Genomic DNA, 25697 nt, shown 5'->3' with positions numbered 1-25697 from the left:
CCTACTCCGTCGCACGCTCGTGATTATTTTTTCATTTCATCGTTGGACATCTTGTCCTTCGACATGCTGTCTTTGGACATGCCACCTTTAGACATGCCGTCCTTGGACATGCCATCTTTAGACATGCCGTCTTTGGACATGGCATCACCTTTACCCATATTGTCGTGCATCATGCTACTTTCCTTGGCGTCTTTGCTCATAGTGTCCTTGGACATGCTATCCGCGGCATACGCACCGCCTACAACCAGCATCAAAGAACCGGCGAACAGGGTTGCGATCATCTTTTTCATGGTTTATTTCTCTTGCGTGGGTTGTTGGAGTTACAAAAAATCTAACTACCGCCGAACCAGTTGTAACCCTGGTCTTCCCAGTAGCCACCGGGATAGCGGTTGGTTATTTCGATTGAGGTAATATGTTTTGGATTTTTATATCCCAATTTTGTAGGTATCCGAAGTTTCATGGGATAGCCGTACTTCGCAGGGAGCATGTGATCATCCCAGCTTAACGCCAGCAATGTCTGAGGATGCAACGCCGAAGCCATGTCGATGCTGGTGTAGTAATCATCGGCGCATCTGAAACTGACATACTGAGCGTTGGTATCAGCACCTACGTATTGAAGAAAGTCCCTGAAACGCACCCCACCCCAACGGCCAATCGCACTCCATCCTTCAACGCAGATATGGCGAGTCGTGTGAGCAACCTGGGTCAGGGCGAGCAACTCTGACAACTTCCAGGGTTTCGTATTACGCACCAACCCCATGACTTCCAGGCGATAGTCTTCGCCGTTGATCGCTGGAATACTATCTTCTCCATAAAATGCATTGAATGGAAAAGGGCGCGTTATCTGGCTGTTGTCGTACTCTGGCGCCAGACGAGTGGGGTCGAAAAGCCAACCTTGTATGCGGTCGTTGAAACGTGAGACCGTCATGAGTATCTTTTCGGCGTCTGTATCATCATCAAGACTGCAGCCGGTCAGCATCAACATGCCGCCCAAGGTCAATCCCTGCCTCAAGAACTGTCGCCGACCGGCCATGCCAAGCTTTGGAATAATCAGGCGTTTGGCATCAGTCACCAGTTGCTGCGCATCATGTGCGGGGATCGTTGCCGGTTTTTTTTCGTTTTTCATTTTAACGCCCCCGCAAGATCGCCAGGAATGTCTTGGGCACCAATGCGACCATGACGATGTGTACGACGATGAAACCCACGATAAACGCCATTAAATAGAAGTGAATATAGCGAGCCACGTCATACCCACCGAGCAGTTCCCGAAGAGTGGGAAATTGTACGGGCTTCCATAAGACGAGCCCCGACATCACCAAGGCAATGGCCATAATGATGACAGAGAGATAGGCGAATTTTTGAACCATATTGTATTGATGAATATCGGCATGGGCCAAACGACCCTTGACTGCCGCCTGCATATCAGACATGAACTGTTTCACGCTGAGTGGGGCAAAGCGGTATTTGAAGCGTTGCGTTACCAGATTCATCAAGATGTAAATCAGGCCGTTTAGCCCAAAGAGCCACATGGCCGCAAAATGCCATTGCAGTGCTCCGCCCAACCATCCGCCTAGTGTGGCGCTTCGTGGAAAAGTAAAATCAAACAATGGAGATGCATTGTAGATGCGCCACCCGCTCATGATCATGGTCGTGATCGCGAGCACATTTATCCAGTGGCATATCCTTAACCATAGAGGATGGACTACGCTCTTTTCTGGTTTTGTCGGATTCATGATTGTAGCTACTTGGGTGGTGTGGGGTCAGTGTATTTAAATAAGGTCGCCAGATAATCACGAAAAAATAAACTTTTCGTTATAACTTGGCAGAGAGTGGATTCAGCCTGACCCCGGTGATATGCCTTATGGGTGACATCGTTCGTCGATTGCAGAATCGAGACTGGGCGCCATCACCTTTACCGCCTCCTTTACCTTTAGTTCTGACTGATGAAACAGTGGCTCGGTGTAGCCACTGTGCTCATCATCCTTTCCCCTTAAACGAGACTGCCGGCACCGGCTGCAGCAACCTGTGCGTCCTGCGCGGCCTTCACGCCCGACACCCCCACCGCGCCGATAACCTGTCCCTCGAAACGGATCGGCACCCCGCCTTCCAGAGACGTCAGCAGAGGCGCCGACAGGAATGCCGAGCGCCCGCCATTGACCATGTCTTCATAGACCTTGGATTCGCGCCGGCCCAGCGCAGCAGTACGGGCCTTCTCCAGGGCGATATAGGCGCTGATCGGCGCACAACCATCCAGCCGTTCGAAGGCCAGGGGGTGACCGCCATCGTCAACGACCGCGATCGCCACCTCCCAGTGGTTCGCCTGCGCCTCTGCCCGTGCGGCAGCCATGATCCTGGTAACGTCATCCAAGGTGAGTAGTGGCTTGGTCTGCATGTTTTGTCCTCGTCTGGGGGTGGTCAGGGGGTACAGGGGCCAGCGCTTCATCCACCAGTTCGATCCAGTGGCGTACGGGCGTGCGGCCGGCCCCGTTCAAATGGGTCTGGCAACCGATATTGGCGGTCGCTATGACCTGTGGCCTGGCACTCTCGAGCGCGTTGAGCCGGTTGTCTCGCAACTGCCGGGAGAGTTCGGGCTGGGTCAGTGAATAGGTGCCCGCAGAGCCACAGCAAAGGTGGCCGTCGGGCACGGGGGTGAGCTGGAAGCCCAGCCGCACCAGCACGTCCTCGACCACTCCACCCAGGCGCTGGGCATGCTGCAGTGTGCAGGGGCAATGGAAAGCCAGCTTGAGGTCGGTATCGAGCGTCAGGTCCTGCAAGGGTTCCGCGCGCAACACTTCGACCAGGTCCACGGCCAGGGAGCTGATCCGCCTGGCCTTGTCGGCGTACTGCCGATCACGCTCAAGCAACTGGCCGTACTCCTTGACGAAGGCGCCGCAACCGCTGGCGGTCATGATGATCGCTTCTGCGCCGGCCTCGACGGCCGGCCACCAGGCATCGATATTGCGCCGGGCGCGCTCCAGGCCTTTTTCCTGGGCGTTGAGATGGTAGTCCAGGGCACCGCAGCAGCCGGCTTCGCGGGCAACCCGTGTGCTGATGCCCAAGCGGTCCAGGACCCTCGCCGCAGCGGCATTGGTGTTGGGCGACAGACTGGGCTGAACGCACCCCTCAAGCATCAGCATCTGGCGGGAATGCCTTGCCGCTGGCCGGTGGCCGGACGGTCGCAGCTCGCTGGGGATCTTCTCCCTGAGCGCCTGAGGCAGTATCGGGCGTAACGCACGTCCGGTGCGCAGCAACAGGCTGAACAGCGACGGCTCGGCCAGTACCCAGCGCAACCCGGCCCGTAGGGACTGCTCTGCCAACGGCCGCGGAACCGCCTCTTCCACCACCGCTCGGCCGATGTCCAGAAGCTGGTGGTATTGGACTCCTGACGGGCAGATGGACTCGCAATTGCGGCAGCTCAGACAGCGGTCCAGGTGCTGTCGGGTGCTGGCCGAAGGGGTCTGCCCTTCCAGTAACTGTTTGATCAGGTAGATGCGCCCCCTGGGCCCGTCCAGCTCGTCACCGAGCAACTGATAGGTCGGACAGGTCGCATTGCAGAATCCGCAGTGCACGCAGCTTCTCAGGATGGCTTCGGCTTCTTGCGCCCGGGGCAGGGAGCGTGCCTGTTCACTCAGATGGGTCTGCATGATCTCAAAGCTCCTTGTACAGGCGGCCGGGGTTGAAGAGGCCCTGCGGGTCGAGCCGGCTCTTGAGCTGACGGTGGTAGCGCAGCAACCCTTCGGGCAGGGGATGGAAAGGCGAATCGCCTCCGGAGAAACAGGTGGCATGTCCCCCAACCTGGCTGACGACGCGCCGAATCAGTTCAGGCTCGGCGTCGCTCTTGAGCCAGCGCTGGGCGCCGCCCCAGTCGACAAGCTGGTCACCGGGCAGATCCAACGGCACGGCAACAGCCGGCACAGACAGCCGCCAAAGCGGCCGCGGGTCGGCGAAAAACGCCAGGCGGTGCTCTTTCAGGTCCTCCCAGAAACCCGGCTCGACGGTCTCGCATCCCAGGCGATCGCGCGCCGCGTGGACAGACCCCGCTCCGCCTTCCAGGCGCAGGTGCAAGGCGCTGCCGTCATGGCAGGCGGCACTGATCGGCAGCGGCTGCCGCCCCCACTCGGCCAGGTGTTGCATGGCGCCCGGCAGGTCTATGTCCAGTCGCAGATTGGCCACCGCACGCGGTTTGGGCAGTACCTTCAACGAGACTTCGGTGATCAGGCCAAGGCAACCGAAGCTGCCAGCCATCAACCTGGATACGTCATAGCCGGCGACGTTCTTCATGACCTCGGCACCAAAACGCAGGTGCTTCGCCTCGCCGGTGATCACTCGCGTACCGAGCACGAAATCCCGCACCGAGCCCGCCCAGGGACGACGAGGCCCCGACAGGCCGACGGCGACCATGCCACCCACGGTGGCGCCGGGGCCGTAATGCGGCGGCTCGCACGGCAGGCATTGCCCGTGCTCGGCCAGGGCGGCCTCAAGCGCCTGCAAGGACGTGCCTGCACGCGCCGTGACGATCAACTCGGTGGGGTCGTAATTGACGATGCCCTGATGGGACCGGGTGTCGAGGATCTGCCCCGTCACCGCCCGCCCCAGCCAGGCCTTGGACTGTCCACCGCGAATGTCGAGGCATGTGCCGGAAGCCAGCGCAGCCTTCACCTGATCCAGCAGTCGGGAACTGGCGTCGAAAGATCTCTCGTGCATCAGAAGCGCTCCAGCTCGGGAAAAGGCAACTGACCGTTGTGCACGTGCATGGCGCCGAATTCGGCGCAGCGGTGCAGGGTGGGAATGTTCTTGCCCGGGTTCAACAACCCCGACGGATCAAAGGCCGCCTTGATGGCATGGAAGGCGGTGAGTTCATCGGCATTGAACTGGGCACACATCTGGTTGATCTTCTCGCGACCGACACCGTGCTCACCGGTGATGCTGCCGCCGACCGCCACGCAAAGCTCGAGGATCCGCCCGCCAAGCTGCTCGGCACGCTCCAGTTCGCCCGGCGTGTTGGCATCGAAAAGAATCAACGGGTGCATGTTTCCATCGCCGGCATGAAAGACGTTCGCTACACGCAGGCCGTATTCGCTGGAAAGCTCGGCGATGCGTTTGAGCACCCCTGGCAGAGCCCGCCGGGGGATGGTGCCGTCCATGCAGTAGTAGTCTGGCGAGAGACGCCCGACGGCGGGAAAGGCGTTCTTGCGTCCGGCCCAGAAGCGCACCCGCTGCGCCTCATCCTGGGCCAGAAGCACCTCGGTGGCGCCCGCCTCGATCAGGATCTGGCGAACCCGGGTGCAATCGTCGTGGACATCGGACTCCACCCCATCCAGTTCGCAGAGCAGAATGGCCGCCGCGTCCACCGGGTAACCGGCGTGAATGAAGTCTTCGGCGGCACGGATGGCCAGGTTGTCCATCATTTCCAGACCGCCGGGAATGATCCCTGCGGCGATGATACTGCCGACGGCGGTCCCGGCCTTTTCCACCGAATCGAACGCGGCCAGCAGCACCTTGGCGACCTGGGGTTTGGGGAGCAGTTTGACCGTGACTTGCGTCACCACCCCGAGCATGCCCTCGGAGCCGGTGAACAGCGCGAGCAGGTCAAAGCCCGGGCAATCCAGGCTCTCCGCGCCCAGGGTGAGCCTTTCGCCCTCGACAGTGAGGATCTCGACCTGCAGCAGGTTGTGAACGGTCAGTCCATATTTGAGGCAGTGCACACCACCGGCGTTCTCGGCGACATTCCCACCGATCGAGCAGGCGATCTGGGACGAAGGATCGGGAGCGTAGTAAAGGTTCAGCGGCGCTGCGGCCTGCGAGATCGCCAGGTTGCGCACACCGGGCTCAACCCGGGCATAACGCCCCTGCGCGTTGATTTCCAGGATCCGGTTGAATCGGGACATCACCAGCAGCACGCCCTGCTCCAACGGCAACGCGCCCCCGGAAAGTCCGGTACCACTGCCGCGTGCCACCACCGGAACCTGCAGACGATGGCAGATCCTGAGTATCGATTCGACCTGTTCGATCCGCTCAGGCAACAGCACCAGCAGCGGTACCGTGCGATACGCCGACAAACCATCACACTCATAGGGCCTGAGGTCTTCGTGGCGGCTGAGTACCGTCAGGTCCGGCATGTCGGCTTCGAGTGCGGACAAAAGCTGTTGTTTATCGACCCGCGGCAGCACGCCATCGACGTTTTCGTCATAGAGAATGTTCATGATCACTACGCTCATGGCTATTGTTGTTGTGCCCAGCTCACCTTCGGCATAAACACATTGATCATTGGTCGTCTACACGCCATCGTCCAGCCACAACAACACTGGTCAGACCAGTATTTGCGGGGGAACCGGATTCAACTACGCTCTGAAAAGCCGGTAACAGCAGGCTCCGTTCGGGATAAAACAACAACAGGAAAATGCGGTTCCAGATTGGTCATACCAGCCAAGGAGAAGCCGATGTTTCAGGAAAAAACACCCGCCCCCCGTCAATTGGCCGATGTGGTCGCCGAGCGGATCGAGCAACTCATCGTCGATGGCGTGCTCAAACCTGGGCAGGCCCTGCCCTCCGAACGTCGACTATGTGAAAAGCTGGGAATCTCCCGGCCCGCGCTCCGGGAAGGTCTGCGGATATTGCGCGGCAAAGGGATCATCGACACCCAGCACGGACGCGGCTCGCAGGTTTCCCAACTGAGCAGCCCGGCCGAAACCAGCGCCTGGATGCATCTGTTCAGCTCACAACCCAAGACCATCTACGATCTGCTGGAAGTGAGGGCCTTGCTGGAAGGCGAAGCGGCAAGACTCGCGGCCTTGAGAGGCACGGATGCGGACTTTCATCTGATCTCCAGACGCTACGAGGAGATGATCGCAGCCCACGGCAGCCCCGGCGCCTGCGACTCTCGGGAACACGCCCGGCTGGACCTGGCTTTCCACCTGGCGATCTGCGATGCCTCGCATAATCCGGTGCTGGTGCACACGCTCCAGTCCCTGACCGACCTGATGCTCAGCTCCGTATTCGCCTCGGTCAACAACCTCTACCACCGCCCCGCCAGCCTCCAGCAGCTGGACCGCCAGCACGGCAAACTCTACAGATCCGTCATTGGGCGCCTGCCTGATGTGGCTCAGCGAGCCGCAAGGGATCACATCAACGGCATACGCGACGGCTTGCGCGAAATCGAACAGGAAGAGCAACGGCTTATCCGCTCAACGCTGCGGCTTAACGGCTGGGAGTAGCCGCCGCACGCCGCTGGGTCAACAGATGTTAAATAATGTTAAATAGAAAAACCACTTCACATAATCCGATCATTGGAGGATTATCCTTCCCATACGCATGACACCCTGACAAAAAAACAAAACAGGATGGCAACGATGATCGACCCCTGCCCGACTGCCCTGCCAGCGAACGCGCTGGCGCTTCCCTTCTCTTCTCTGCACCTGGACAACGGCCTGCACCTGCAGGGTGTTGACCTATCTGCTGCCTTTCGACGGAGCCTCCATGAATAACAAAAATGTCGGTGTTATCGGTTTAGGTGCGATGGGGCTCGGTATTGCCCGGTCGCTGTTGCGCAACGGCTTCAACGTGCATGCCTGTGACGTGCGCGAAACCGTAACGCAGCAGTTCGCCAGCGAAGGCGGCATTGCCTGCCACTCCCCTGCCCAGATGGCGGCAGCGTGCGATGTGATCATCACGGTAGTGGTCAATGCCGAACAAACCGAGACGGTATTGTTCGGGGAAAATGCCGCCGTCGCCGCCTTGCGCCCCGGCAGCCTGGTGATCGGTTGTGCCACGGTGGCCCCGACCTACGCGGTAGAACTGGGGCAGCGACTGATAAACGCCGGGCTGTTGTATCTGGATGCACCGATCTCCGGTGGCGCGGCCAAGGCGGCTGCCGGCGAGATGACCATGATGACCTCGGGCCCCGCTGAGGCGTATGCAAAAGCCGACGACGTGCTCGCAGGCATGGCCGGCAAGGTCTACCGCCTGGGTGACGCCCATGGCCTGGGCTCCAAGGTGAAGATCATCAACCAGCTGCTGGCCGGCGTGCACATCGCCGCCGCCGCAGAAGCCATGGCACTGGGCCTGAGGGAAGGGGTCGAGGCCGATGCGCTGTATGAAGTGATCACCCACAGCGCAGGCAACTCCTGGATGTTCGAGAACCGCGTGCCGCACATTCTCAAGGCTGATTACACGCCGCTGTCGGCCGTCGATATTTTCGTCAAGGACCTGGGCCTGGTGCTGGATACCGCACGGGCCAGCAAGTTTCCGCTGCCGCTCTCGGCCACCGCCCATCAGATGTTCATGCAAGCCTCCAGTGCCGGGTTCGGCCGTGAGGACGACTCGGCGGTGATCAAGATTTTCCCGGGTATCGAGCTACCGGCTGCCAAGAACGACCCCGTATAAGGACAACCCCATGAGTATCCCCTCCCCACGTCCCCTGCTGGGCTGCATCGCCGACGACTTCACCGGTGCCACGGACCTGGCCAACATGCTGGTGCGCGGTGGAATGCGCACGGTGCAGAGTATCGGCGTGCCCAGCGACGAGGTCGCCGCGACACTGGACGCCGACGCGATCGTGATCGCGCTGAAGTCGCGTACGGTCCCTGTCGAACAGGCGGTGGCCGACTCCCTGAAAGCCCTTGAGTGGCTGCGCGCACAAGGCTGCGAACAGATTTTCTTCAAGTACTGTTCCACCTTCGATTCGACCGCTGCCGGTAATATCGGCCAGGTCAGCGAGGCGCTGCTCAAGGCCCTGGGCAGTGATTTCACCCTGGCGTGCCCGGCGTTTCCGGAAAACGGCCGGACTGTTTTCCGTGGGCATCTGTTCGTGCAGGACCAACTGCTCAATGAGTCAGGCATGCAGCACCATCCGCTGACCGCCATGACTGACGCCAACCTGGTCCGTGTGCTGCAATCGCAAACCACGCAAAAGGTCGGTCTGCTGCGCTACGACAGCATCGCTCAGGGAGCGCTGAAGGTCCGCGAGAAAATCGCCGAACTGCGCGCCCAAGGCGTGGGGATGGCGATCGCCGATGCCCTCAGCGATCAGGACCTGTACACCCTCGGGACCGCCTGCAGCGATCTGCCTCTGCTGACCGGAGGCTCGGGCCTGGCCCTGGGGCTGCCCGACAACTTCCGCCGGGCCGGCAAACTCCGCGACTTCGACCCGACTTCGTTGCCCACAGTACAAGGGGGCGAAGTGGTCTTGGCAGGCAGTGCCTCCATCGCCACCAACGCCCAGGTGGCGGCGTGGATCGATGCCGGCCGGCCGTCGTTGCGCATCGATCCGCTGGCGCTGGCGGCCGGTGAGCCGGTCGTGGCCGATGCCGTCGCCTTCGCACTTGAGCATCCCGACACCGTGCTGATCTACGCCACCAGCCCCCCGGATGCGGTCAAGGCGGTGCAACAGCAACTGGGCGTCGAGCGTGCCGGCGAGTTGGTGGAAAACGCTCTGGGCGAGATCGCCCAAACGCTACGCCTGAACGGCGTACGGCGGTTCGTGGTCGCGGGCGGTGAAACGTCCGGGGCCGTGGTGACAGCCCTTGGCGTGCGCCTGCTGCAGATTGGCACGCAGATCGATCCCGGCGTTCCGGCGACCGTGAGCAACACCGAGGAACCCCTCGCCCTGGCACTCAAGTCCGGCAACTTCGGTGGTCGGGACTTTTTCGACAAGGCCCTGAAACAACTGGCAGGAGCTGCGCAATGAGTCACGAAAACGCCTTGCGCGAAGAAATCTGCACCGTCGGCCACAGCCTTTATCAGCGCGGGTATACCGTGGGCAGCGCCGGCAACATCAGCGCACGCCTGGAGGATGGCTGGCTGATTACCCCCACGGATGCGTGCCTGGGACGGCTTGACCCGGCCTTGATCGCCAAGGTCGACCTGAGCGGTCAATGGGTCTCTGGCGACAAACCCTCGAAAACCCTGGCCCTGCATCGCCAGGTCTACGATCGCAACCCAGGCGTGGGTGGCGTGGTGCATACCCACTCCACGCACCTGGTGGCCCTGACGCTTGCCGGTGTCTGGCGCCAGGATGACATTCTGCCGCCGCTGACGCCCTACCAGGTGATGAAAGTCGGGCACATCCCCTTGATCAACTATCAGCGTCCGGGTGCACCGCAGGTGGCGGAGCAAGTCGCGCACCTTGCCAACAGCGTGCGCGGCGTGATGCTCGAACGCCTCGGCCCGGTGGTCTGGGAAAGTTCGGTCTCCAAGGCCAGTTACGCCCTTGAAGAACTCGAGGAAACCGCACGCCTGTGGCTGATGAGCAACCCGCGCCCGGCCCCGATGGACGCCGCCGCCCTGGACGAACTACGGACTGTTTTCGGCGCCCACTGGTAGGCACCGGTTTTCCACTGCAACGCCCTTGACGCACGTCTTCGCGACGCCAGGCAGCCAGACTGTCGCGAAAAGGTGCCTGAACAATAAAAACAACAGGACCTTCCCACATGACCATTACCGACGTCAGTGTTGATATTTTCAGCCTCAAAAAACCTTCATGCGTTCGCCAGGGAGGGTCGATGCGATGAGCCCGCTTATTCTGATGGCGACCGCCGGCCTGGGCATAGCGTTGCTGCTGTTCCTGGTACTCAAATACAAATTCCAGCCGTTTGTGGCGCTGATGCTGGTGAGCATCCTGGTGGCGCTGATTGCCGGGGTGAAACCCGCCGAACTGGTCGCGACCATTGAAGGCGGCATGGGCAAGACCCTCGGCCACATTGCGATCATCATTGCGCTGGGCGCCATGATCGGTCGTATCATCGAGTTGTCGGGCGGGGCCGAGGCCCTGGCCAAAAGCCTGATCGAGCGTTTCGGTAATCGACGTACGCCCCTGGCCTTGACCATTGCCGGCTTCATCATCGGCGTACCGGTGTTCTTCGAAGTGGGGGTGATCATCCTCATGCCGCTGGCCTACGGCGTGGCCCGTCGCGCCCGCAAGCCGCTGCTCATGTTTGCCTTGCCGATGTGCGCCGCCTTGCTCACGGTGCATGCGTTTCTGCCACCGCATCCCGGTGCGGTGGCCGCCGCCAGTCAACTGGGTGCCGACCTGGGCCGGGTGTTGATGTTCGGGCTGCCGCTGACAGCGTTCCTGTGCTACGTCGGCTATCGCGTGGCGGGGCGCATGACCCGCCGTTTCTACCCGATGTCCGATGATATCCGCGCCGAAGTCTATGGCCCGCACGTCACCAACGATGACCTGCGCGCCTGGCAGGACGGCAACAGCCACACGGTGGAACACCTCACAGAAGCCGCCTCGCACATCGGCCCGGAAGAATCCGCCAGCAGCCTCGTGGCCAAGCTTCCCGCCGCCCCTGCACCGGGTTTCGGCTTGATCGTCAGCCTGATCCTGCTGCCCATCGTGCTGATCCTGCTGGGTACCCTGGCGACCTCACTGCTGCCTGTGGAATCGACCCTGCGCGGGATCATGACGGTACTCGGCGCGCCGCTCGTGGCGTTGCTGCTCGATACCTTGCTGTGTGCCTGGCTGCTCGGCTCCCGTCGCGGCTGGAGCCGTACCCAGGTATCGGATGTGATCGGCTCGGCACTGCCGGGTGTCGCCATGGTGATCCTGATCGCCGGTGCCGGTGGCGTGTTCGGCAAAGTGCTGGTGGACACCGGAATCGGTGCGGTAGTCTCTGACCTGCTGCGTACCACCGGGCTGCCGGTGCTGGCGCTGGGCTTTTTGCTGACCCTGTTGCTGCGCGCCGTGCAAGGGTCCACCACGGTGGCCCTGGTGACGACCGCCGGTATCATCAGCCCGCTGATTGCCACCCTCAACCTGACGCCCAACCACATGGCCCTGCTGTGCCTGGCCATGGGCGGTGGCGGGCTGGCGATGTCACACATCAACGACGCCGGATACTGGATTTTCACGAAGCTGGCGGGCCTCAATGTGGCAGACGGCCTGCGTACCTGGACAGTGATCACCACCCTCCTCGGCACGCTTGGCTTCCTGATCACCCTGTTGATCTGGCCTTTTGTCTGATCGTTTTTGACTCGGAGTTCCTATGCCTCGCTTTGCTGCCAACCTGAGCATGCTCTACCCCGAACATCCCTTTCTGGAGCGTTTCGCTGCGGCGGCGGCCGATGGTTTCGACGCCGTCGAGTACCTGTTCCCCTACGATTACAGCCCACAGGCACTCAAACAGCTCCTGAGCGACAACGGCCTGGTACAAGCCCTGTTCAACGCGCCACCCGGTGATTGGGCGGCAGGCGAGCGCGGCATCGCCACCTTGCCCGGGCGCGAGGACGAATTTCGCGCAGGGTTCGACCGTGCACTGGAATACGCCGCCGTGCTGGGCAACACGCGCATCCACGTCATGGCCGGCTTGCTGCCCTCGGAACAGGACCGCGAGCGGCATCATGCGGTGTACCTGCAGAACCTCGCCTACGCGACCCGCCAGGCGCAGCTTGCGGGTATCACGGTGTTGCTGGAACCGATCAACAACCGCGACATGCCGGGGTTTTTCCTGAACCGGCAGGACCAGGCACAGGCGATCTGCAAGGAGGTCGGCGCGACCAATTTGAAGGTGCAGTTTGACTGTTATCACTGCCAGATCGTCGAAGGCGATCTGGCCGTCAAGCTGCGTCGCGACATGGACGGCATCGGCCATATTCAGATTGCAGGCGTACCCGACCGACACGAACCGGATCTCGGCGAACTGAACTACCCCTACCTGTTCGAACTGATGGACGAATTGGGTTACGACGGCTGGGTCGGTTGCGAATACCGACCCAGACAGGGGACCTCGGCCGGACTGCAATGGCTGCGGGACTGGAAGGCACGCTAGGTTACCGACACCGCCCCTGCTCACGCTTGCAGCAGGGGTTTGCCAAACAAAAATAACAGGATACTTCCCATGCAGCGTTTCACTTCACGGCCTGCGCTCGGGCTGCTGTTGTCTCTGTCATTTAGCGTTTGCGCCGTCAGCGCCGCGACCTTGCCGGCCGCGACCGAAGGCGACTGGATCGCACCGCAGTTCACCTTTCATACGGGTGAAAAATTCACCCATCTCAAACTGCACTACCTCACCCTCGGCAACCCCAAGAACCCCGCCATCCTCTACCTGCACGGCACCAACCGGCCGGGCAGCGATGCGCTGAGCAAGGATTTTGGCGGCGAACTGTTCGGCCCGGGTCAACCGCTGGACGCCAGCAAGTACTACATCATTTCCACCGACGGCATTGGCGTCGGCCAATCAAGCAAACCCTCGGATGGCCTGCGCACCCGGTTTCCCGCGTACAACTACACCGACATGGTTCAAGCCCAGTATCGCTTGGTCACCGAAGGTCTGGGGGTCAGGCACCTGAGATTGATCATCGGCAACTCCATGGGCGGCATGCAGACCTGGATGTGGGGCCAGACCTGGCCGCAGATGATGGATGCTCTGGTGCCCATGGCCTCGCAACCCACCGAGATGTCGTCACGCAACTGGATGATGCGCCGCTTGTTGATCGAATCGATCAAGCAGGATCCGGCCTGGAACCACGGCAACTACAGCGAGCAACCACCGTCCCTGCGCCTGGCGAACGCGATGTTCAGCGTTGGCACCAGCGGCGGCACCCTGGCTTATCAGGCGGCCGCACCGACCCGGGCCCTGGCCGACAAGCTGGTGGATGAGCGTCTCAGTGCTGCGCAAACCACCGACGCCAACGATTTCATCTACCAATGGCAAGCCTCTGCCGATTACAACGCGGCCTTGGGACTGAAGAAAATCCAGGCGCCGATGCTGATCATCAACTCGGCGGACGATGAGCGCAACCCGCCGGAAACAGGGCTGCTGGAGGCCTCGATGAAAGAACTCAAGCAGGCCCGGCTGCTACTCATCCCGGCCAGCGCCGATACGCGTGGTCACGGTACGACCAGCATGGCGAAGTTTTACAGCAAGGAGCTGGGGCAATTCATGCAACAGACTGAAAAGACGCACTAGTCTGACTGGGGGTCGGACGGCAACATCAGTTCGACCCCCTGTTTGCGAATCCCATCCGCCGCTGCGGGCGCCAGCGCATCATCACTGATGATCACATCGAACTGCTCCAGCCCGGCAATTTTGTACAGACTGAACGTGCCGTACTTCGAGCTGCTGGCCACCAGCACCACCTGGGACGCCGACTGCATGGCCACCTGCTTGACTTCCACCTTGAGAGCCGACGGCGTGGTGATACCCCGCAGCAGGTCCCAGGAACTGGTCGAGATGAAGGCAATATCCGTCACCACCTGCCGCAGCGTCGCCACCGCCAGGCCGCCGACACAGGAATGATTGGAATGGTCCAACTGCCCACCGGTATGGATCACCGTCACCTGTGGCGCATCCATCAGCGCCTGGACCACCCCGAAATCGTTGGTCACCACCGTCATGCCAGCGAACGCTTTGATATAGGGCACGATCTCCAGCGTGCTGGTGCCGGCATCCAGGTAAAGGGTCATGTCCGCACGCAGCAGGCGCGCGGCGAGCTTGGCCATGGCTTGTTTCTGCGGCAGTTCGACCACCGCCTTGAGCTGATGGCTGGGCTCACTGTGAAGCTGGCTGGCAATACGGACACCGCCGGTCACCGAATACGCCCGGCCTTCCTGCTCAAGCAAGGCGATATCGCGGCGCACCGTCATGTGTGAACAGTCGAACATCTCCATCAACTGATGAACACTGAGCACCTGATGCTTGCGCAGCTGGCGCAGGATCAACTCACGACGTTGCTCAGGAATCATCGGCGCGCCGCTTTCGGCGGCCATGTCCTTCTGGCTTGGCATTCGGTGCTCCAAAGGCTGGGATCGAGTGGCGGTGATTGACCGACATAGTAGCGAATTCACCCGCCTCTCTGTAACTCCATGCCAGCCATGTGGGTCCAGCCATGTGGGTCCAGCCATGTGGGTCCAGCCATGTGGGTCACGGTATTGGCCGCCTGGCTGATCGGCCTGTCTGCTTTCCCTTAGAAACCCATAGTAAAGCGAAGCGGCTGAATATCAGAGCAGCACTCTATTTATGCACATATCGTAGAAGTGCGCCGCTTGCTTATAAGCATTCAACCCCCGACAAACAGCAGAATACCGTTCATCGCCAGAAGAAAATTTAGTTTCAACTTCTCACACATGATCCAATCCCAGTTAATGCTTGCCCTGTGGCGAGCGAGATAATTCATCAACCCAGAGGTATTATCATGACTACCAAAGGTAACTCTAACCCTGGCAACTTCGCCAACGATCGTGAAAAAGCATCCGAGGCTGGCAAAAAAGGCGGCCACGCTTCCGGAGGCAATTTTGCCAACGATAAACAGAAAGCGTCTGAAGCAGGTAAAAAAGGTGGTCAGCACAGCCACGGCGGCCAAGGCCGTAGCTAATGTCTGACTCTTTGCGCAAGGGCTTCGGCCCTTGCGCCTCTTTTTCAAAGATCATGTTCCGCTCTCCCAGTGCTACAGGCCCCCCGAGCGCTAAACGGGGCAGTGTGCGCTCAAATAAAATGTCATCCAAGGATATAAGCCCAGACTTGCAGCCATCGACATTACAAACTTGCATATGGCCTCTCGATTAATCGTGGAGTGATCTGCGCACTGAAATTTGTATATCACGATGAAGTACCCAGGTTCCTCCTACTTGATGCGGAAGCTGACTTTGCCTGGCCGTTCAAGTTCAAACGAAATCAGATTGAACTACCTTTCACCCGACCCTTTCATACCTTGGGTAACTGCACTCCTGCGAAGTACAGCCAAGGATGACGAGCATGAACAATCCTGACATCCTCGAACATGACGAACTGCAGACCCTGCTGAGCCGCTTTACCCCTGCGCCTGAGCCTGGCGCTCGGGAGAGCCACTTGATCGAAATCATGCGGAGCTTGCAAGCGCATGGCTTCGACCAGTTGCCGCTACCGGGCCATGGCAAGACCCTGCTGCGCTGGCAGAGGCTCGCCCAAGTGGCGGGCCATGACCTCTCGCTGGCCAAACTCTATGAAGGCCATACCGACGCCCTGGCGATCCTCGCTGAATGTGAGGCGGACCACCTGCAGGACCCGGCTATCTGGGGCGTCTGGGCAGCCGAGCCGCCCTACGCCCGGACCCGGATTGTCGCTCGTCAAGGTTCACGTGTGCACCTGCGAGGGCGAAAGGCCTGGTGTTCCGGTGCCCGACAAGTCAATCGCGGACTCTTGACCGCCTGGGATGAAGAAGGCCATCAGCAACTGGTCGCCATCGACCTGAACGAGCCGACACGACAGCTGGACTCCAGCACCTGGCACGCCGTGGGTATGGCCGCGACCGCCAGCGTCGAAATCGAGTTTTTCGATACCGCTGCCTACCTGGTGGGGCAACCGGGAGATTATCTGGCACGCCCGGGCTTCTGGCAGGGCGGAGCCGGTATTGCCGCCTGCTGGTATGGGGCCAGTGCAGCCCTGGCAGAATCTCTGCGCCACTACTGCTGCACCCGTAGCGCTGATCCCCATGCCCAGGCCCACCTGGGCGCCGTAGAGGCTGCGCTGTGCGCCGCCAGAGCCACGCTACGCGAATGTGCGGCCTGGATCGACGTGCATCCGCAGGCTGATGCCAGCGCACACGTACGCCGTCTACGGGCGGTGGTGGAAGAAACCGCATCGAAGGTGATCGATCATGTGGGACGTGCGCTGGGGGCGACCCCCTACTGTCGTGATCCACACTTTGCCCAGCTTGCAGCCGATCTTCCCGTGTACATGAGGCAAAGCCATGCCGAGCGGGACTTGGCCGAGCTGGGTCAACAAGTGGCCGATGCGGCGCCGGGGAGTTGGCAGCTATGAGCAGCGTCGTCGACTCAAAAGCGATTCAGGGAACAGGCACGCTTCTGGCTGACTGGCAACGCTCGGCGTCACTTTCCGCCGTGCCGCCCATAAGCCTCGACACACTGCTTCCCAAGGGATGCCGCCTGGTCGTGGTCGCACCGCACCCCGATGATGAGGTACTCATGTGCGGTGGCCTGCTGGCTGGGGTCGCCAAAGAGCAGGCACTGAACCTGCTGTTGATCTCGGTGACCGATGGCGAAGCCAGTCATCGAGGGTCAAAGCGCTGGAATGAACAACGCCTTCGACACGTGCGAACCGAGGAGAGCCTGGTCGCCCTGCAGGCACTCAGGCTCAAGACCGCCCGATTGCAGTGGGTGCGTCTGGGGCTGCCTGACAGTGGCGTTGCAAGCCATGAACATGAGCTTTGCCACGAGCTGTCGCAGCTGATCGAGCCCGGGGATCGGCTGATGACCACATGGCGCGAGGACGGTCATTGTGACCATGAAGCGGTTGGCCGGGCCTGCGCCTGGGTAGCCCATCAACGCCATGCCGTATTGTTCGAGGCGCCGGTGTGGGCGTGGCACTGGGCCCAGCCGAACGATACCCGCCTCCCATGGAAACGTGCCCGCAAACTCTCACTCGACGCCTCAGCGCTCTCACGCAAGCGCCAGGCGATCGCCGCTCACCGCAGCCAGATACTCGCGGATGAAGACACTCCACCCGTGTTGCAAGCCCATGCCCTCGCGAGGCTTTTACAACCCTTTGAACTGGTATTCACATGAGTTTGAACGAGCACTATTTCGCCCAGTTATTTGCGGCCAGTGATGACCCTTGGCAATTTCGCACCCGTTGGTATGAGCGGCGAAAACGCCAACTGATCCTGTCTTGCCTGCCACGACAACACTATGGACGAGTCTTCGAGCCCGCCTGCGCCAATGGCGAACTCAGTGCCGCCCTCGCCTCCCGCTGCAGTGCTTTACTGTGCCAGGACGGCGACCCCACCGCTGTCAGTCTGGCGCGTGCACGCCTGCATGACATTCCACATGCCGTGGTCGAACAGGGCCGGCTGCCGACGGACTGGCCCTCTGGACTGTTCGATCTGATCGTGCTCGGTGAAATCGGTTATTACTTGAGTGCCGGCGAATGGTGCCAGGTCATCGAGCAGACCCTCGCCAGCCTGGCGCCCGGGGGTGGAGTGCTGGCCTGCCATTGGCTGTCACCCATCGAAGGGTGCGTACAGGACGGACGACAGGTGCATGCCCTGCTTGAACGACACCTGCCCCTGCATCGGGTCGTGCACCATGAGGAAACACAATTCCTGTTGGAGTTCTGGGGCCCGGAGCCTTGCACCGTCAACCTTCAAGAGACCTGCCCATGATCGCCGTCATTGTCCCGGCACATAACGAGGCCGAGCATTTGGGAAGTTGCCTCAGGGCATTGAAACTGGCCGCCCATAATGTGGAACGCCTGGGTGAGGTGGTTCAGATTCTTGTCGTCCTGGATCAATGCAGCGATGCCAGTCACGCCATCGCCGTGGCCCATGGGGTTCGCACCTTGAGCATCAATGCCCGCAATGTCGGCATGGCCCGCCGTGCCGGGGCCTCCCTGATGCTTGAAAACGGCGCTCGCTGGCTGGCTTGTACGGACGCGGACGGTTGCGTACCGCCCGACTGGCTGATCTGCCAACTGGCGTTTCGCGCCGATGCCGTCTGCGGCACCGTGCATGTTGAGCAGTGGCAAGCGCATCAGGATACAAGGTTGCGCCAGCGCTATCAGTTGCATTATCAGGCCCGAGAAAACCATCGCCACATCCATGGGGCCAACCTGGGCATTTGTGCCAAGGCCTATCAACGGGCAGGCGGTTTTCAACCGTTACCATTGGACGAGGATGTTCAACTGGTCAACGACCTGCAGCAAAGCGGTGCCCGAATAGTCTGGACCGCCCGCAACAGTGTCTCGACCAGCAGCCGTGGCGACTGTCGCGTAGAGGGTGGGTTTGGCGATTTTCTCAAGGCGCTGGCAACCTGAGAGTGCTTCGCGGGGCTGATCTACCTCATGCAGACTCAAGCCTCATTGGAAGGCTTGTAGCCCAGGCTACGCATCAGGTCGAGGGCCGTGTCGAAAAAGACCTGCTTGAAACTGTCTGATCGGTGGCGGCCTGATGGTCAACGCCTACGATGCCACCGGCAGCTATGCCCTGGCGCTGATGCCACTGGCGGCACTGTGCACCTTCGCTGGCATCAGCGTGCTGCTCATTGGTCGCAAACACCACCTTGAGCAGATCGCAACCGCAGCCAGCTCCCAGTAAACCGCTACCAATCCCCACGACACCCACCCCCGACATGGGCGGCGGGTATCGCGCCCCCAGCTAGGGGCGACTGGAAACCACGACGGATTTGATCACCTGGGAACCTCGCCGTTACCCGGTTAACTTCTTCAGTTTTCCAGAGCCTTCATCGGCGTATGCCAATACGCCCAGAAACGCGGCTAGCTCGCGGGCGAGCCGTTTCTGTTGGTTGACTTCTTTTCCGATGACACGGCGAGCGATTGACAAGCGTCCGTTTTCATACTCGACATAACTGCTGTAGGACGCGTGAAAAATAACCGAGTGTCCGTCGGGTTTGAGCACGACGCGCAACGGTGTGCGTTTCGCTAGCCGATACCCTCCGAGGATAGCCACACCGGACGCCTGCACAACCAGTGAAGCACGTTCGCTGATATCCCTGCCCAATTGATATAACCACCACAGCACCACAAGGCTTGCGAGGAGGATGCCCGGCCACTCACGCCCAGGTAACGACAGCCCGGTCGCCAGGCTGATACAAAAGATTGCCGTGATGCCCCAGGGTGCCTGACGCAGCAGCAGGACAAGGAACAAACGACCGATGCCGATCTTCGGGCGGATGATGAAAACCTCGTTGGGGCCAAGTGCTGTCATCCGTAATCTCGCCATTTTAGTGCTCGCCGCAACTAGAGGTCAGGTAGCGAGGGCAACTTTCTGTTTGTGGAGGTGCAGCGTCATGTTGCAGGTAGAGGTGGTTTGGCGAGCGCGGAATCAAACGCAGTTTCTGCGCACCCCAAGGCGTCCAATAGGCAACGGCGAAAATCCTCAAGTACCGGTTGCGCCACCGATGATACACAAAGACAGACAGCGAACTCAGGCAACTCAGGAAGCCCGGCGGCATGAGGGACGGTTATCAGATCTTCCGGCACCGTAGACGCCAGCCATGCAGTGATCGCCAGGCCCACGCGTACGGTAGAAGCGGTCGCTTCGAAACTCCCATTTTCAAAGATTGCCCGCCACGTGATGCCCTCTTTCGCCAGTGCTCCAAGCACTAACGGGCGAAAGACACATCGCTCGTCGACCAGCGATAAAGGCAGGGGTCTGGTTCTCCAGATATCACTCGTACTGCTTCCTACCCAGACAAGAGGCTCAGTGCGAATAACCTCTCCTTGTGGACTGCTCGCAAGGTACTCGATGAGCGCGACGTCCAGGCGCCCTTCCTTGATATCCTCGTGCAGCTCAGGCGATGCAGCGCACTTCATCGAAAGCTCTACCGACGGATGAACGGTTGACCGCTCTCGCTTTTCTGCTCTTTTTGGTGACTGCCTATACTCTTTCTCCTGGAGGAGCTACTGCATTGACCACTGCTTCAGGCGCAGGACCTGGCCGGATCAGCTCACTGCCTCGCCCCCCAAAACCCTGGCATCGCCTCAACCTTTCGATGGCCATACTGCTCGTGCTGCCCATCGTCCCGACCTGGATATAAAAAATGCCCCTTCTGCCCTTTGCTGAGTCTTTCGATCTGGATGCTTGTTTCAACTCGATTTCTGAATACTGGTCACCCAAGGTCGTCGCGCAAGTGAATGATCAGTACGTGAAGGTCGCCAAAGTCTGCGGCCAGCTGATTTGGCACAACCATGCGACACAGGACGAACTGTTTTATGTCGTCAAAGGGAATTTGAGGATTGAGTATGAAGGTGGCCGAGCGGTCGAGCTGCCCGCAGGCTCGATGCATGTTGTACCCAGGGGCGTCATGCATAATCCGGTTGCGGAAGAAGAGTGCTGGATCGTCCTGATCGAGCCAGTGGACACCCTGCATACCGGGGATGTTTATTCACCCCTTACCAAAACCCTGGAGCAACAGTTGGGCTGAACACTGCAGAGTCCCGTAGGAACTCTTCTGCCAAGACGTCGGGATCGAGTGCTCGATAGATCCCGCCATCCTCCAGATAGAATCGTCCGCCCTCATCTGAGCAGAATTTCGCCAAGGTTCACTTGTCCAACCACTATCAACGACAAGGAACTTCCCCATGAAATTCGCCAACTTCTCCCAATCGCTTTCAAAATGGGCCGGCCATTCGAAAACCTTTATGAGCGCGATTGTGCTGATCATCATCTGGGCGGCCACCGGCCCCTATTTTCATTACAACGATACGTGGCAATTGATCATCAACACCTCAACCACGATCATCACCTTCCTCATGGTTTTCCTGATCCAGAACACTCAAAACCGAGACAATGACATCTTGCATATCAAGATTGATGAGCTGTTACGGGTGACAAAAGAAGCGCAGAACGCGGCGTTATGCCTGGATAAGCTTGAAAGCCACGAGCTGCGTGAACTACGCAAGGAATATAGCGAAATCGGATCAGAAGATAACGGCCGCTCATCCGCCCTGGCCTCCCCGCCCAATGCACCGCTATCGGCACATCGTCCACAAGAGGGCCAGTGACTGCCGTCTTCAGGCGCGTCCTTGTGTCTCAAGCAGGACCAGACGCGCGATCCATCCTTTTCAAGCACCGAAGCTGACGGTCTGCACAATGACCGACCAGCCTGCGAGCAACAGCCAGAAGAGGGCAAAAAGCAGCGGGGAACGCAGAGAGAAAAGCAGTGATTTGCGGTACCCCCGGTGCGTTGATTCAGTCGCACAGAACAACGGCGATTCATCGTAGGCCAGCCCCATCACCGGCTCACTTTGCAATAGCTGGCTTTGCTTGAAATGCCAGTGATCGATGATGTCGTACGCCGCCTTGATGCCAGGCCAGGCGTTCAGAGAACTGAGGAGGCCGAGCAAGGCCAATATCGGCGGCAGGGACAGCGTGAAGAGCTTGCCCCAATCCGGATTGAGGTTGGCCATACAGGACGCGAAAGCGATCACCAGAAAGGACTGGGCACTCAGGTAAGCATCCGTCCGATTGGACAGGATCGTGGTTTCATACTGGATTTCACGGCGATAGAAATCCAGACGCTCCTTGGGAGAGCCGAACATCTTGGCATTTTGCTCGGTCAGGTCATCTTCATTGACCTGAGATGTAAGGATACGGGTCATCGCAACAGGTTCTCGTATTCAGTTGCATCATTTTGTGGCGGACTGCCCTGAGTCAGTAAAAGATAAACTCTCAGCAAGGACCCACCCACGGCGATAATAATTTCATTTATTTCATTCAAATCCGACAGAACGTAATACGACTGCTGCATCAAGCGCCTTCGAGTGCACTCACTGCAATGACGCTATAGCGCCCCGCAATATGATGATATTCATATAACAATTATACAAAACATGTACAAAAAATAAATCCATGTACATGTTTTCCTCAGCAACAACGCCAACCCATCACTCAAACAAGTAACTTGCAGGCCTATTGATATCACCCAATTCAAATCAATTATAAAAAATTTGAACCTCCTAGTTCGGCAGTCTGCCCAATTCACACAGCAAGGAGGAGAAATGAATAACGAACTTTTCATCATCGAATACTTTCTTCATGGCGAGCACAGATCTTTCATCATCAGAGCATCCGCCATGAATAACGCCGAGGCCTGGCATTGGGCTTGTTGCGATGCAGGCATAGGCCGTATTCCCCGATTCGCCCGAGAGCGCGTCAAACGGATCAGTAAACCGCTCGCTGAACGATATGGCGTCGAGAACGTGAAATGGTGGCGTTCCGGCGAAGCACCTTTTGTTCCAAAACCCTACATCCCACCGCCACCCGATTGATCGGTTACGGAGGCCATCACTCAGGCTGGCTCCCCTCATTTGAAAGACAAACCAGAAAAAGGAGGCGTGTCATGAACCGGAGAGCGAATAACCAAAAGACCACCAAAACCCGGTGGCTAGCTGCAACCGAACGCAGCAACCACCTATTCAAGGAGGCGGCCAGGCTGGATGACGAAGCCTACGACCTGCTCAGCGACGGCGTCGTCACGTCAGACACACTGGAGAAATTTCGACTCGCCAAGGCCGCAGCCGCCGCCAAGTACGCGCAGGCCCGAAAGGCCTGGGAGCAAGCCAGGGAGGCGTTTCAGGAACAAACCGAATGAAACGGGCGACATGCAGCAGCACTTGAAGCATCGGGTCAATTCGCAGCCGTTGCCGGCCGCCGCACCCAGCCCCCATCAGTAATCCATGGCGTGCACAGGTAGCCGGGTTGAGCTCAGAGCCTCCAGGCGCCCTTCCCTCGCGATGTCATTTTCGTAAGCAACGAGGTGTTCGATGAACATGACCGTAGGCGATTTTCTAGTGGAACGCTTGTATCAGTGGGGCGTACGACGCATCTATGGCTATCCGGGAGACGGTATCAACGGTGTCTTCGGTGCCCTCAACCGAAGCCAGGGCAAAATTGAATTCATCCAGGCCCGTCACGAGGAAATGGCCGCCTTCATGGCTACCGCTCATGCCAAGTTCACTGGCGAACCCGGGGTGTGTATCGCCACCTCAGGCCCGGGTGCCTCGCACCTGCTGACCGGTCTCTACGATGCCCAGATGGATCACATGCCCGTGTTGGCGATCGTCGGGCAGCAGGCGCGCACTGCGCTGGGCAGCCATTACCAGAAGGAACTGGACCTGGTGTCGATGTTCAAGGACGTCGCCTGCGCATTCGTCCAGCAGGCCTGCGAACCCTCCCAGGTGCGCCACCTGGTCGACCGGGCACTGCGGATCGCCATCGGCGAACGACGCGTCACGGCCTTGATACTGCCTAACGATCTGCAGGACCTCGAATACCAGGAGCCACGTCACGTCCATGGCACCGCGCATTCGGGCCTCGGCTACAGCGCCCCACGGGTGATTCCCCCATGCACAGGACCTGCAGCGCGCGGCCGAGGTCCTGAACGCTGGGGACAAGGTTGCGATTCTGGTCGGGGCCGGCGCATTTCAGGCCACCGAAGAGGTCATCGCCGTGGCCGAGAAGCTGGGGGCCGGGGTCGCCAAGGCCCTTCTGGGCAAGGCTGTACTGCCCGATGACCTGCCCTGGGTGACCGGTTCGATCGGCCTGCTGGGCACCGAACCCAGCTACAAGCTGATGAATGAATGCGACACCTTGTTGATGATCGGCTCTGGGTTTCCGTATGCCGAGTTTCTGCCCAAGGAAGGCCAGGCACGCGGAGTACAGATCGATCTGCGGCCGGGCATGCTCAGCCTGCGCTATCCGATGGAGGTCAACCTGCAGGGGGATGCCGCCCAGACCCTGCAGGCGCTGCTGCCGCTGCTCGAACACAAGCGCCGCCGCCAGTGGCGCAAGAAAGTCGAGGGCTGGCGTGCCAGTTGGGACAAGACCCTGGAAAAACGCGCCCTGGTCAAGGCCGACCCGATCAACCCGCAACGGGTGGTGTTCGAACTGTCACCCCGCCTTCCGGACGACGCGATCATCACCAGCGACTCCGGCTCCTGCGCCAACTGGTACGCCCGCGACCTGCAGATCCGTCGCGGCATGCAGTGCTCGCTGTCCGGCGGCCTGGCCTCGATGGGCGCCGCAGTGCCTTATGCCATCGCCGCCAAATTCGCCCACCCGCAGCGCACGGTGGTGGCGTTGGTCGGCGACGGCGCCATGCAGATGAACAACATGGCCGAACTGATCACCGTGGCCAAGTACTGGCGGCAGTGGCAAAGCCCTCGATGGATCTGCGCGATCTTCAATAACGAAGACCTGAACCAGGTGACCTGGGAACAGCGCGTCATGCAAGGTGATCCCAAGTTCGAAGCCTCGCAGAACATTCCGGACGTGCCCTACCACCTGTTCGCGATTTCCATCGGTCTCAAGGGCATCTTCGTCGAGCGTGAAGAAGACGTCGCACCAGCCTGGGAGCAGGCCCTGGCCGCCGACTGTCCGGTGGTGATCGAATTCAAGACCGACCCCGACGTCCCACCGCTGCCCGCACATATCAAGCTTGAGCAAGCCAGAAAACTGGTCTCGGCCCTGGCCCAGGGCGACCCCGATGAAGCAGGCATCATCCTGCAGACAGCCAGGCAGGTGGTAAGCCGGGTACTGCCCAAACGCAAGAGGCTGACCCCATGAGCGAACACGTCGTGCATTTTCACTGCCAGATCGATCAGGGCACCACCGAGCGTTTTCGAAACTGCTGCCTGGAGGCCATCGAACAAGGTGCTCAGTCGCTGCTGCTCAACCTGTCCACCACTGGCGGCAGTACCAATTTCGGTTTCACGCTGTACACCTTCCTCAAGTCCTTGCCAGTGCCGCTGTGCGCGATCAATGCAGGCAACATCGAATCGATGGGCATCATCATGTTTCTCGCCGCCCATCGACGTATCACCGCACCCCACTCACGTTTTCTGATTCACCCCATGAATTGGTACTTCAGCCAAAATTCGGTGGATCACCAAAGGCTGCGCGAGTACCTATCGAGCTTGGACAATGACCTGGCGCGGTACGTGAAAATCTACGAAATCGAGACAACCGAGGCCGCCACCCAACTGGACATTTTCAAGTGCCTATCGGCCGAGGAGAAGGTGATCGCCGCTCATGACTCACTGGCCTATGGTATTGCCCATGAGGTCAGACAAATCGTGTTCGCCGAAGGCGTCAAACACTGGAAAGTCAGCGCAGAATAAGCCCAAGCCAGTAACTCGATACTTCACCTGCGCGGGTGCGCGCCGTGAGCGGAGATTTGGAAATGGCAAAACATCTGAGAAGAATTCTGAACTTCGAAGATGGCGCCGACTTCACATGAAGAC

At 59.7% G+C, this 25697-nt stretch carries 27 protein-coding genes and 3 pseudogenes; 19 read left to right on the top strand and 11 right to left on the bottom strand.

Annotated features, from left to right (window positions below; all coding sequences use genetic code 11):
- Positions 1-23: 23 nt before the first annotated feature.
- The 7 genes from BLU37_RS18975 to glcD form a co-directional block, all read right to left on the bottom strand.
- Positions 24-290 (bottom strand): pentapeptide MXKDX repeat protein, encoded by a 267-nt coding sequence (locus BLU37_RS18975; protein WP_010452984.1) that lies wholly within the window; start codon positions 288-290, stop codon positions 24-26.
- A gap of 41 nt (positions 291-331) precedes the next feature.
- Positions 332-1126 (bottom strand): molybdopterin-dependent oxidoreductase, encoded by a 795-nt coding sequence (locus tag BLU37_RS18970; protein ID WP_090207577.1) that lies wholly within the window; start codon positions 1124-1126, stop codon positions 332-334.
- A 1-nt stretch (position 1127) separates the two neighbouring features.
- Entirely contained in the window at positions 1128-1733 is a 606-nt protein-coding gene (locus BLU37_RS18965) for a cytochrome b/b6 domain-containing protein (protein ID WP_090207576.1), read from the bottom strand.
- A 257-nt stretch (positions 1734-1990) separates the two neighbouring features.
- Entirely contained in the window at positions 1991-2392 is a 402-nt protein-coding gene (locus BLU37_RS18960; protein WP_090207574.1) for a heme-binding protein, read from the bottom strand.
- A complete protein-coding gene (glcF, locus tag BLU37_RS18955) occupies positions 2361-3644 on the bottom strand; it encodes a glycolate oxidase subunit GlcF (protein ID WP_090207571.1) in 1284 nt (427 codons plus the stop codon). Before glcF ends, BLU37_RS18960 begins: the two co-directional genes overlap by 32 nt.
- 4 nt (positions 3645-3648) lie before the next feature.
- Positions 3649-4704 (bottom strand): glycolate oxidase subunit GlcE, encoded by a 1056-nt coding sequence (gene glcE / locus BLU37_RS18950; protein WP_090207568.1) that lies wholly within the window; start codon positions 4702-4704, stop codon positions 3649-3651.
- Positions 4704-6203, bottom strand: a complete 1500-nt coding sequence (glcD, locus tag BLU37_RS18945) for a glycolate oxidase subunit GlcD (protein ID WP_090207564.1) — start codon at positions 6201-6203, stop codon at positions 4704-4706. The genes glcE and glcD overlap by 1 nt, the downstream gene beginning before the upstream one ends.
- 237 nt (positions 6204-6440) lie before the next feature.
- Here glcD and glcC point away from each other — a divergent pair, with 237 nt between their 5' ends.
- The 7 genes from glcC to BLU37_RS18910 all read left to right on the top strand — a co-directional run bounded on the left by glcC (position 6441) and on the right by BLU37_RS18910 (position 13910).
- On the top strand, positions 6441-7214 hold the full coding sequence (gene glcC / locus BLU37_RS18940; RefSeq protein ID WP_090207561.1) for a transcriptional regulator GlcC: 774 nt from the start codon (positions 6441-6443) through the stop codon (positions 7212-7214).
- Positions 7215-7476: 262 nt separating this feature from the next.
- Positions 7477-8382 (top strand): L-threonate dehydrogenase, encoded by a 906-nt coding sequence (ltnD, locus tag BLU37_RS18935; protein ID WP_010452967.1) that lies wholly within the window; start codon positions 7477-7479, stop codon positions 8380-8382.
- Between the two features lie 10 nt (positions 8383-8392).
- Entirely contained in the window at positions 8393-9685 is a 1293-nt protein-coding gene (gene otnK / locus BLU37_RS18930) for a 3-oxo-tetronate kinase (RefSeq protein ID WP_090207559.1), read from the top strand.
- Positions 9682-10320 carry a 3-oxo-tetronate 4-phosphate decarboxylase gene (otnC, locus tag BLU37_RS18925; RefSeq protein WP_010452964.1) on the top strand — a complete coding sequence of 213 codons (639 nt, stop codon included), beginning with the start codon at positions 9682-9684 and terminating at the stop codon, positions 10318-10320. Before otnK ends, otnC begins: the two co-directional genes overlap by 4 nt.
- 184 nt (positions 10321-10504) lie before the next feature.
- Positions 10505-11965, top strand: a complete 1461-nt coding sequence (locus BLU37_RS18920) for a GntT/GntP/DsdX family permease (RefSeq protein ID WP_090207555.1) — start codon at positions 10505-10507, stop codon at positions 11963-11965.
- 22 nt (positions 11966-11987) lie between these two features.
- The gene (gene otnI / locus BLU37_RS18915) at positions 11988-12770 is read left to right on the top strand and encodes a 2-oxo-tetronate isomerase (protein ID WP_090207552.1); all 783 of its coding nucleotides are present in this window, start codon (positions 11988-11990) and stop codon (positions 12768-12770) included.
- A 69-nt stretch (positions 12771-12839) separates the two neighbouring features.
- Positions 12840-13910 (top strand): alpha/beta fold hydrolase, encoded by a 1071-nt coding sequence (locus tag BLU37_RS18910; protein WP_090207547.1) that lies wholly within the window; start codon positions 12840-12842, stop codon positions 13908-13910.
- Here the strand turns inward: BLU37_RS18910 and BLU37_RS18905 are convergent.
- Entirely contained in the window at positions 13907-14728 is an 822-nt protein-coding gene (locus BLU37_RS18905; protein ID WP_090207542.1) for a DeoR/GlpR family DNA-binding transcription regulator, read from the bottom strand. The genes BLU37_RS18910 and BLU37_RS18905 overlap by 4 nt on opposite strands.
- A 407-nt stretch (positions 14729-15135) precedes the next feature.
- Here BLU37_RS18905 and BLU37_RS18900 point away from each other — a divergent pair, with 407 nt between their 5' ends.
- From BLU37_RS18900 to BLU37_RS29065, 6 genes and pseudogenes are all read left to right on the top strand, one after another.
- The gene (locus BLU37_RS18900; protein ID WP_010452954.1) at positions 15136-15315 is read left to right on the top strand and encodes a con-10 family general stress protein; all 180 of its coding nucleotides are present in this window, start codon (positions 15136-15138) and stop codon (positions 15313-15315) included.
- A 380-nt stretch (positions 15316-15695) separates the two neighbouring features.
- Complete coding sequence (locus BLU37_RS18895) at positions 15696-16739, top strand: acyl-CoA dehydrogenase family protein (protein WP_090207537.1); 1044 nt, start codon at positions 15696-15698, stop codon at positions 16737-16739.
- On the top strand, positions 16736-17503 hold the full coding sequence (locus tag BLU37_RS18890; protein WP_029530075.1) for a PIG-L deacetylase family protein: 768 nt from the start codon (positions 16736-16738) through the stop codon (positions 17501-17503). Before BLU37_RS18895 ends, BLU37_RS18890 begins: the two co-directional genes overlap by 4 nt.
- Positions 17500-18099: a class I SAM-dependent methyltransferase gene (locus BLU37_RS18885; protein ID WP_019361037.1), complete on the top strand. Its 600-nt coding sequence runs from the start codon at positions 17500-17502 to the stop codon at positions 18097-18099. The genes BLU37_RS18890 and BLU37_RS18885 overlap by 4 nt, the downstream gene beginning before the upstream one ends.
- Entirely contained in the window at positions 18096-18749 is a 654-nt protein-coding gene (locus BLU37_RS18880) for a glycosyltransferase (protein ID WP_090207534.1), read from the top strand. Before BLU37_RS18885 ends, BLU37_RS18880 begins: the two co-directional genes overlap by 4 nt.
- Before the next feature lie 115 nt (positions 18750-18864).
- A pseudogene (locus BLU37_RS29065) lies at positions 18865-19029 on the top strand (MFS transporter); the annotation flags it as partial.
- A gap of 111 nt (positions 19030-19140) precedes the next feature.
- On the opposite strand, the gene BLU37_RS18875 reads toward BLU37_RS29065, so the two are convergent.
- Together BLU37_RS18875 and BLU37_RS18870 are read right to left on the bottom strand one after the other, a co-directional pair.
- Entirely contained in the window at positions 19141-19659 is a 519-nt protein-coding gene (locus BLU37_RS18875; RefSeq protein ID WP_090207529.1) for a hypothetical protein, read from the bottom strand.
- Between the two features lie 80 nt (positions 19660-19739).
- Positions 19740-20276, bottom strand: a pseudogene (locus BLU37_RS18870) (LysR substrate-binding domain-containing protein); the annotation flags it as partial.
- Between the two features lie 218 nt (positions 20277-20494).
- On the opposite strand from BLU37_RS18870, the gene BLU37_RS18865 reads away from it, so the two are divergent.
- Together BLU37_RS18865 and BLU37_RS18860 are read left to right on the top strand one after the other, a co-directional pair.
- Positions 20495-20878, top strand: coding sequence for a cupin domain-containing protein (locus BLU37_RS18865; protein WP_010452930.1), 384 nt, complete (start codon positions 20495-20497; stop codon positions 20876-20878).
- A 157-nt stretch (positions 20879-21035) separates the two neighbouring features.
- Positions 21036-21458, top strand: coding sequence for a low affinity iron permease family protein (locus BLU37_RS18860; RefSeq protein WP_090207520.1), 423 nt, complete (start codon positions 21036-21038; stop codon positions 21456-21458).
- Positions 21459-21518: 60 nt separating this feature from the next.
- Here the strand turns inward: BLU37_RS18860 and BLU37_RS18855 are convergent, their stop codons facing one another.
- On the bottom strand, positions 21519-22055 hold the full coding sequence (locus BLU37_RS18855) for a hypothetical protein (RefSeq protein WP_010452925.1): 537 nt from the start codon (positions 22053-22055) through the stop codon (positions 21519-21521).
- A gap of 399 nt (positions 22056-22454) precedes the next feature.
- Here BLU37_RS18855 and BLU37_RS18850 point away from each other — a divergent pair, with 399 nt between their 5' ends.
- The 4 genes and pseudogenes from BLU37_RS18850 to BLU37_RS18835 all read left to right on the top strand — a co-directional run bounded on the left by BLU37_RS18850 (position 22455) and on the right by BLU37_RS18835 (position 25574).
- Positions 22455-22724, top strand: coding sequence for a DUF6555 family protein (locus tag BLU37_RS18850; RefSeq protein WP_090207515.1), 270 nt, complete (start codon positions 22455-22457; stop codon positions 22722-22724).
- 71 nt (positions 22725-22795) lie between these two features.
- Positions 22796-23047 (top strand): hypothetical protein, encoded by a 252-nt coding sequence (locus BLU37_RS18845; protein ID WP_010452924.1) that lies wholly within the window; start codon positions 22796-22798, stop codon positions 23045-23047.
- A 172-nt stretch (positions 23048-23219) separates the two neighbouring features.
- A pseudogene (locus BLU37_RS18840) lies at positions 23220-25020 on the top strand (thiamine pyrophosphate-requiring protein).
- Positions 25017-25574: an ATP-dependent Clp protease proteolytic subunit gene (locus BLU37_RS18835; RefSeq protein WP_010452920.1), complete on the top strand. Its 558-nt coding sequence runs from the start codon at positions 25017-25019 to the stop codon at positions 25572-25574. Before BLU37_RS18840 ends, BLU37_RS18835 begins: the two are co-directional and overlap by 4 nt.
- The last annotated feature ends 123 nt before the right edge of the window (positions 25575-25697 follow it).

Source organism: Pseudomonas asplenii (genome assembly GCF_900105475.1).
Classification (GTDB): Bacteria; Pseudomonadota; Gammaproteobacteria; order Pseudomonadales; family Pseudomonadaceae; genus Aquipseudomonas; species Aquipseudomonas asplenii.
This window is presented reverse-complemented; position numbering and strand designations above follow the sequence as displayed.

What these genes read in the sequence shown, in the direction of transcription:
- glcE (WP_090207568.1), bottom strand. Translation starts at nt 4,704, where the DNA reads ATGCACGAGAGATCTTTCGACGCCAGTTCCCGACTGCTGGATCAGGTG.
- otnI (WP_090207552.1), top strand. Translation starts at nt 11,988, where the DNA reads ATGCCTCGCTTTGCTGCCAACCTGAGCATGCTCTACCCCGAACATCCC.
- ltnD (WP_010452967.1), top strand. Translation starts at nt 7,477, where the DNA reads ATGAATAACAAAAATGTCGGTGTTATCGGTTTAGGTGCGATGGGGCTC.
- BLU37_RS18960 (WP_090207574.1), bottom strand. Translation starts at nt 2,392, where the DNA reads ATGCAGACCAAGCCACTACTCACCTTGGATGACGTTACCAGGATCATG.
- BLU37_RS18860 (WP_090207520.1), top strand. Translation starts at nt 21,036, where the DNA reads ATGAAATTCGCCAACTTCTCCCAATCGCTTTCAAAATGGGCCGGCCAT.
- BLU37_RS18900 (WP_010452954.1), top strand. Translation starts at nt 15,136, where the DNA reads ATGACTACCAAAGGTAACTCTAACCCTGGCAACTTCGCCAACGATCGT.
- BLU37_RS18835 (WP_010452920.1), top strand. Translation starts at nt 25,017, where the DNA reads ATGAGCGAACACGTCGTGCATTTTCACTGCCAGATCGATCAGGGCACC.
- BLU37_RS18855 (WP_010452925.1), bottom strand. Translation starts at nt 22,055, where the DNA reads ATGACCCGTATCCTTACATCTCAGGTCAATGAAGATGACCTGACCGAG.
- BLU37_RS18905 (WP_090207542.1), bottom strand. Translation starts at nt 14,728, where the DNA reads ATGCCAAGCCAGAAGGACATGGCCGCCGAAAGCGGCGCGCCGATGATT.
- BLU37_RS18885 (WP_019361037.1), top strand. Translation starts at nt 17,500, where the DNA reads ATGAGTTTGAACGAGCACTATTTCGCCCAGTTATTTGCGGCCAGTGAT.
- BLU37_RS18975 (WP_010452984.1), bottom strand. Translation starts at nt 290, where the DNA reads ATGAAAAAGATGATCGCAACCCTGTTCGCCGGTTCTTTGATGCTGGTT.
- BLU37_RS18850 (WP_090207515.1), top strand. Translation starts at nt 22,455, where the DNA reads ATGAATAACGAACTTTTCATCATCGAATACTTTCTTCATGGCGAGCAC.
- otnC (WP_010452964.1), top strand. Translation starts at nt 9,682, where the DNA reads ATGAGTCACGAAAACGCCTTGCGCGAAGAAATCTGCACCGTCGGCCAC.
- BLU37_RS18970 (WP_090207577.1), bottom strand. Translation starts at nt 1,126, where the DNA reads ATGAAAAACGAAAAAAAACCGGCAACGATCCCCGCACATGATGCGCAG.
- otnK (WP_090207559.1), top strand. Translation starts at nt 8,393, where the DNA reads ATGAGTATCCCCTCCCCACGTCCCCTGCTGGGCTGCATCGCCGACGAC.
- BLU37_RS18845 (WP_010452924.1), top strand. Translation starts at nt 22,796, where the DNA reads ATGAACCGGAGAGCGAATAACCAAAAGACCACCAAAACCCGGTGGCTA.
- glcC (WP_090207561.1), top strand. Translation starts at nt 6,441, where the DNA reads ATGTTTCAGGAAAAAACACCCGCCCCCCGTCAATTGGCCGATGTGGTC.
- glcF (WP_090207571.1), bottom strand. Translation starts at nt 3,644, where the DNA reads ATGCAGACCCATCTGAGTGAACAGGCACGCTCCCTGCCCCGGGCGCAA.
- BLU37_RS18880 (WP_090207534.1), top strand. Translation starts at nt 18,096, where the DNA reads ATGATCGCCGTCATTGTCCCGGCACATAACGAGGCCGAGCATTTGGGA.
- BLU37_RS18910 (WP_090207547.1), top strand. Translation starts at nt 12,840, where the DNA reads ATGCAGCGTTTCACTTCACGGCCTGCGCTCGGGCTGCTGTTGTCTCTG.
- BLU37_RS18890 (WP_029530075.1), top strand. Translation starts at nt 16,736, where the DNA reads ATGAGCAGCGTCGTCGACTCAAAAGCGATTCAGGGAACAGGCACGCTT.
- glcD (WP_090207564.1), bottom strand. Translation starts at nt 6,203, where the DNA reads ATGAACATTCTCTATGACGAAAACGTCGATGGCGTGCTGCCGCGGGTC.
- BLU37_RS18865 (WP_010452930.1), top strand. Translation starts at nt 20,495, where the DNA reads ATGCCCCTTCTGCCCTTTGCTGAGTCTTTCGATCTGGATGCTTGTTTC.
- BLU37_RS18895 (WP_090207537.1), top strand. Translation starts at nt 15,696, where the DNA reads ATGAACAATCCTGACATCCTCGAACATGACGAACTGCAGACCCTGCTG.
- BLU37_RS18875 (WP_090207529.1), bottom strand. Translation starts at nt 19,659, where the DNA reads ATGACAGCACTTGGCCCCAACGAGGTTTTCATCATCCGCCCGAAGATC.
- BLU37_RS18920 (WP_090207555.1), top strand. Translation starts at nt 10,505, where the DNA reads ATGAGCCCGCTTATTCTGATGGCGACCGCCGGCCTGGGCATAGCGTTG.
- BLU37_RS18965 (WP_090207576.1), bottom strand. Translation starts at nt 1,733, where the DNA reads ATGAATCCGACAAAACCAGAAAAGAGCGTAGTCCATCCTCTATGGTTA.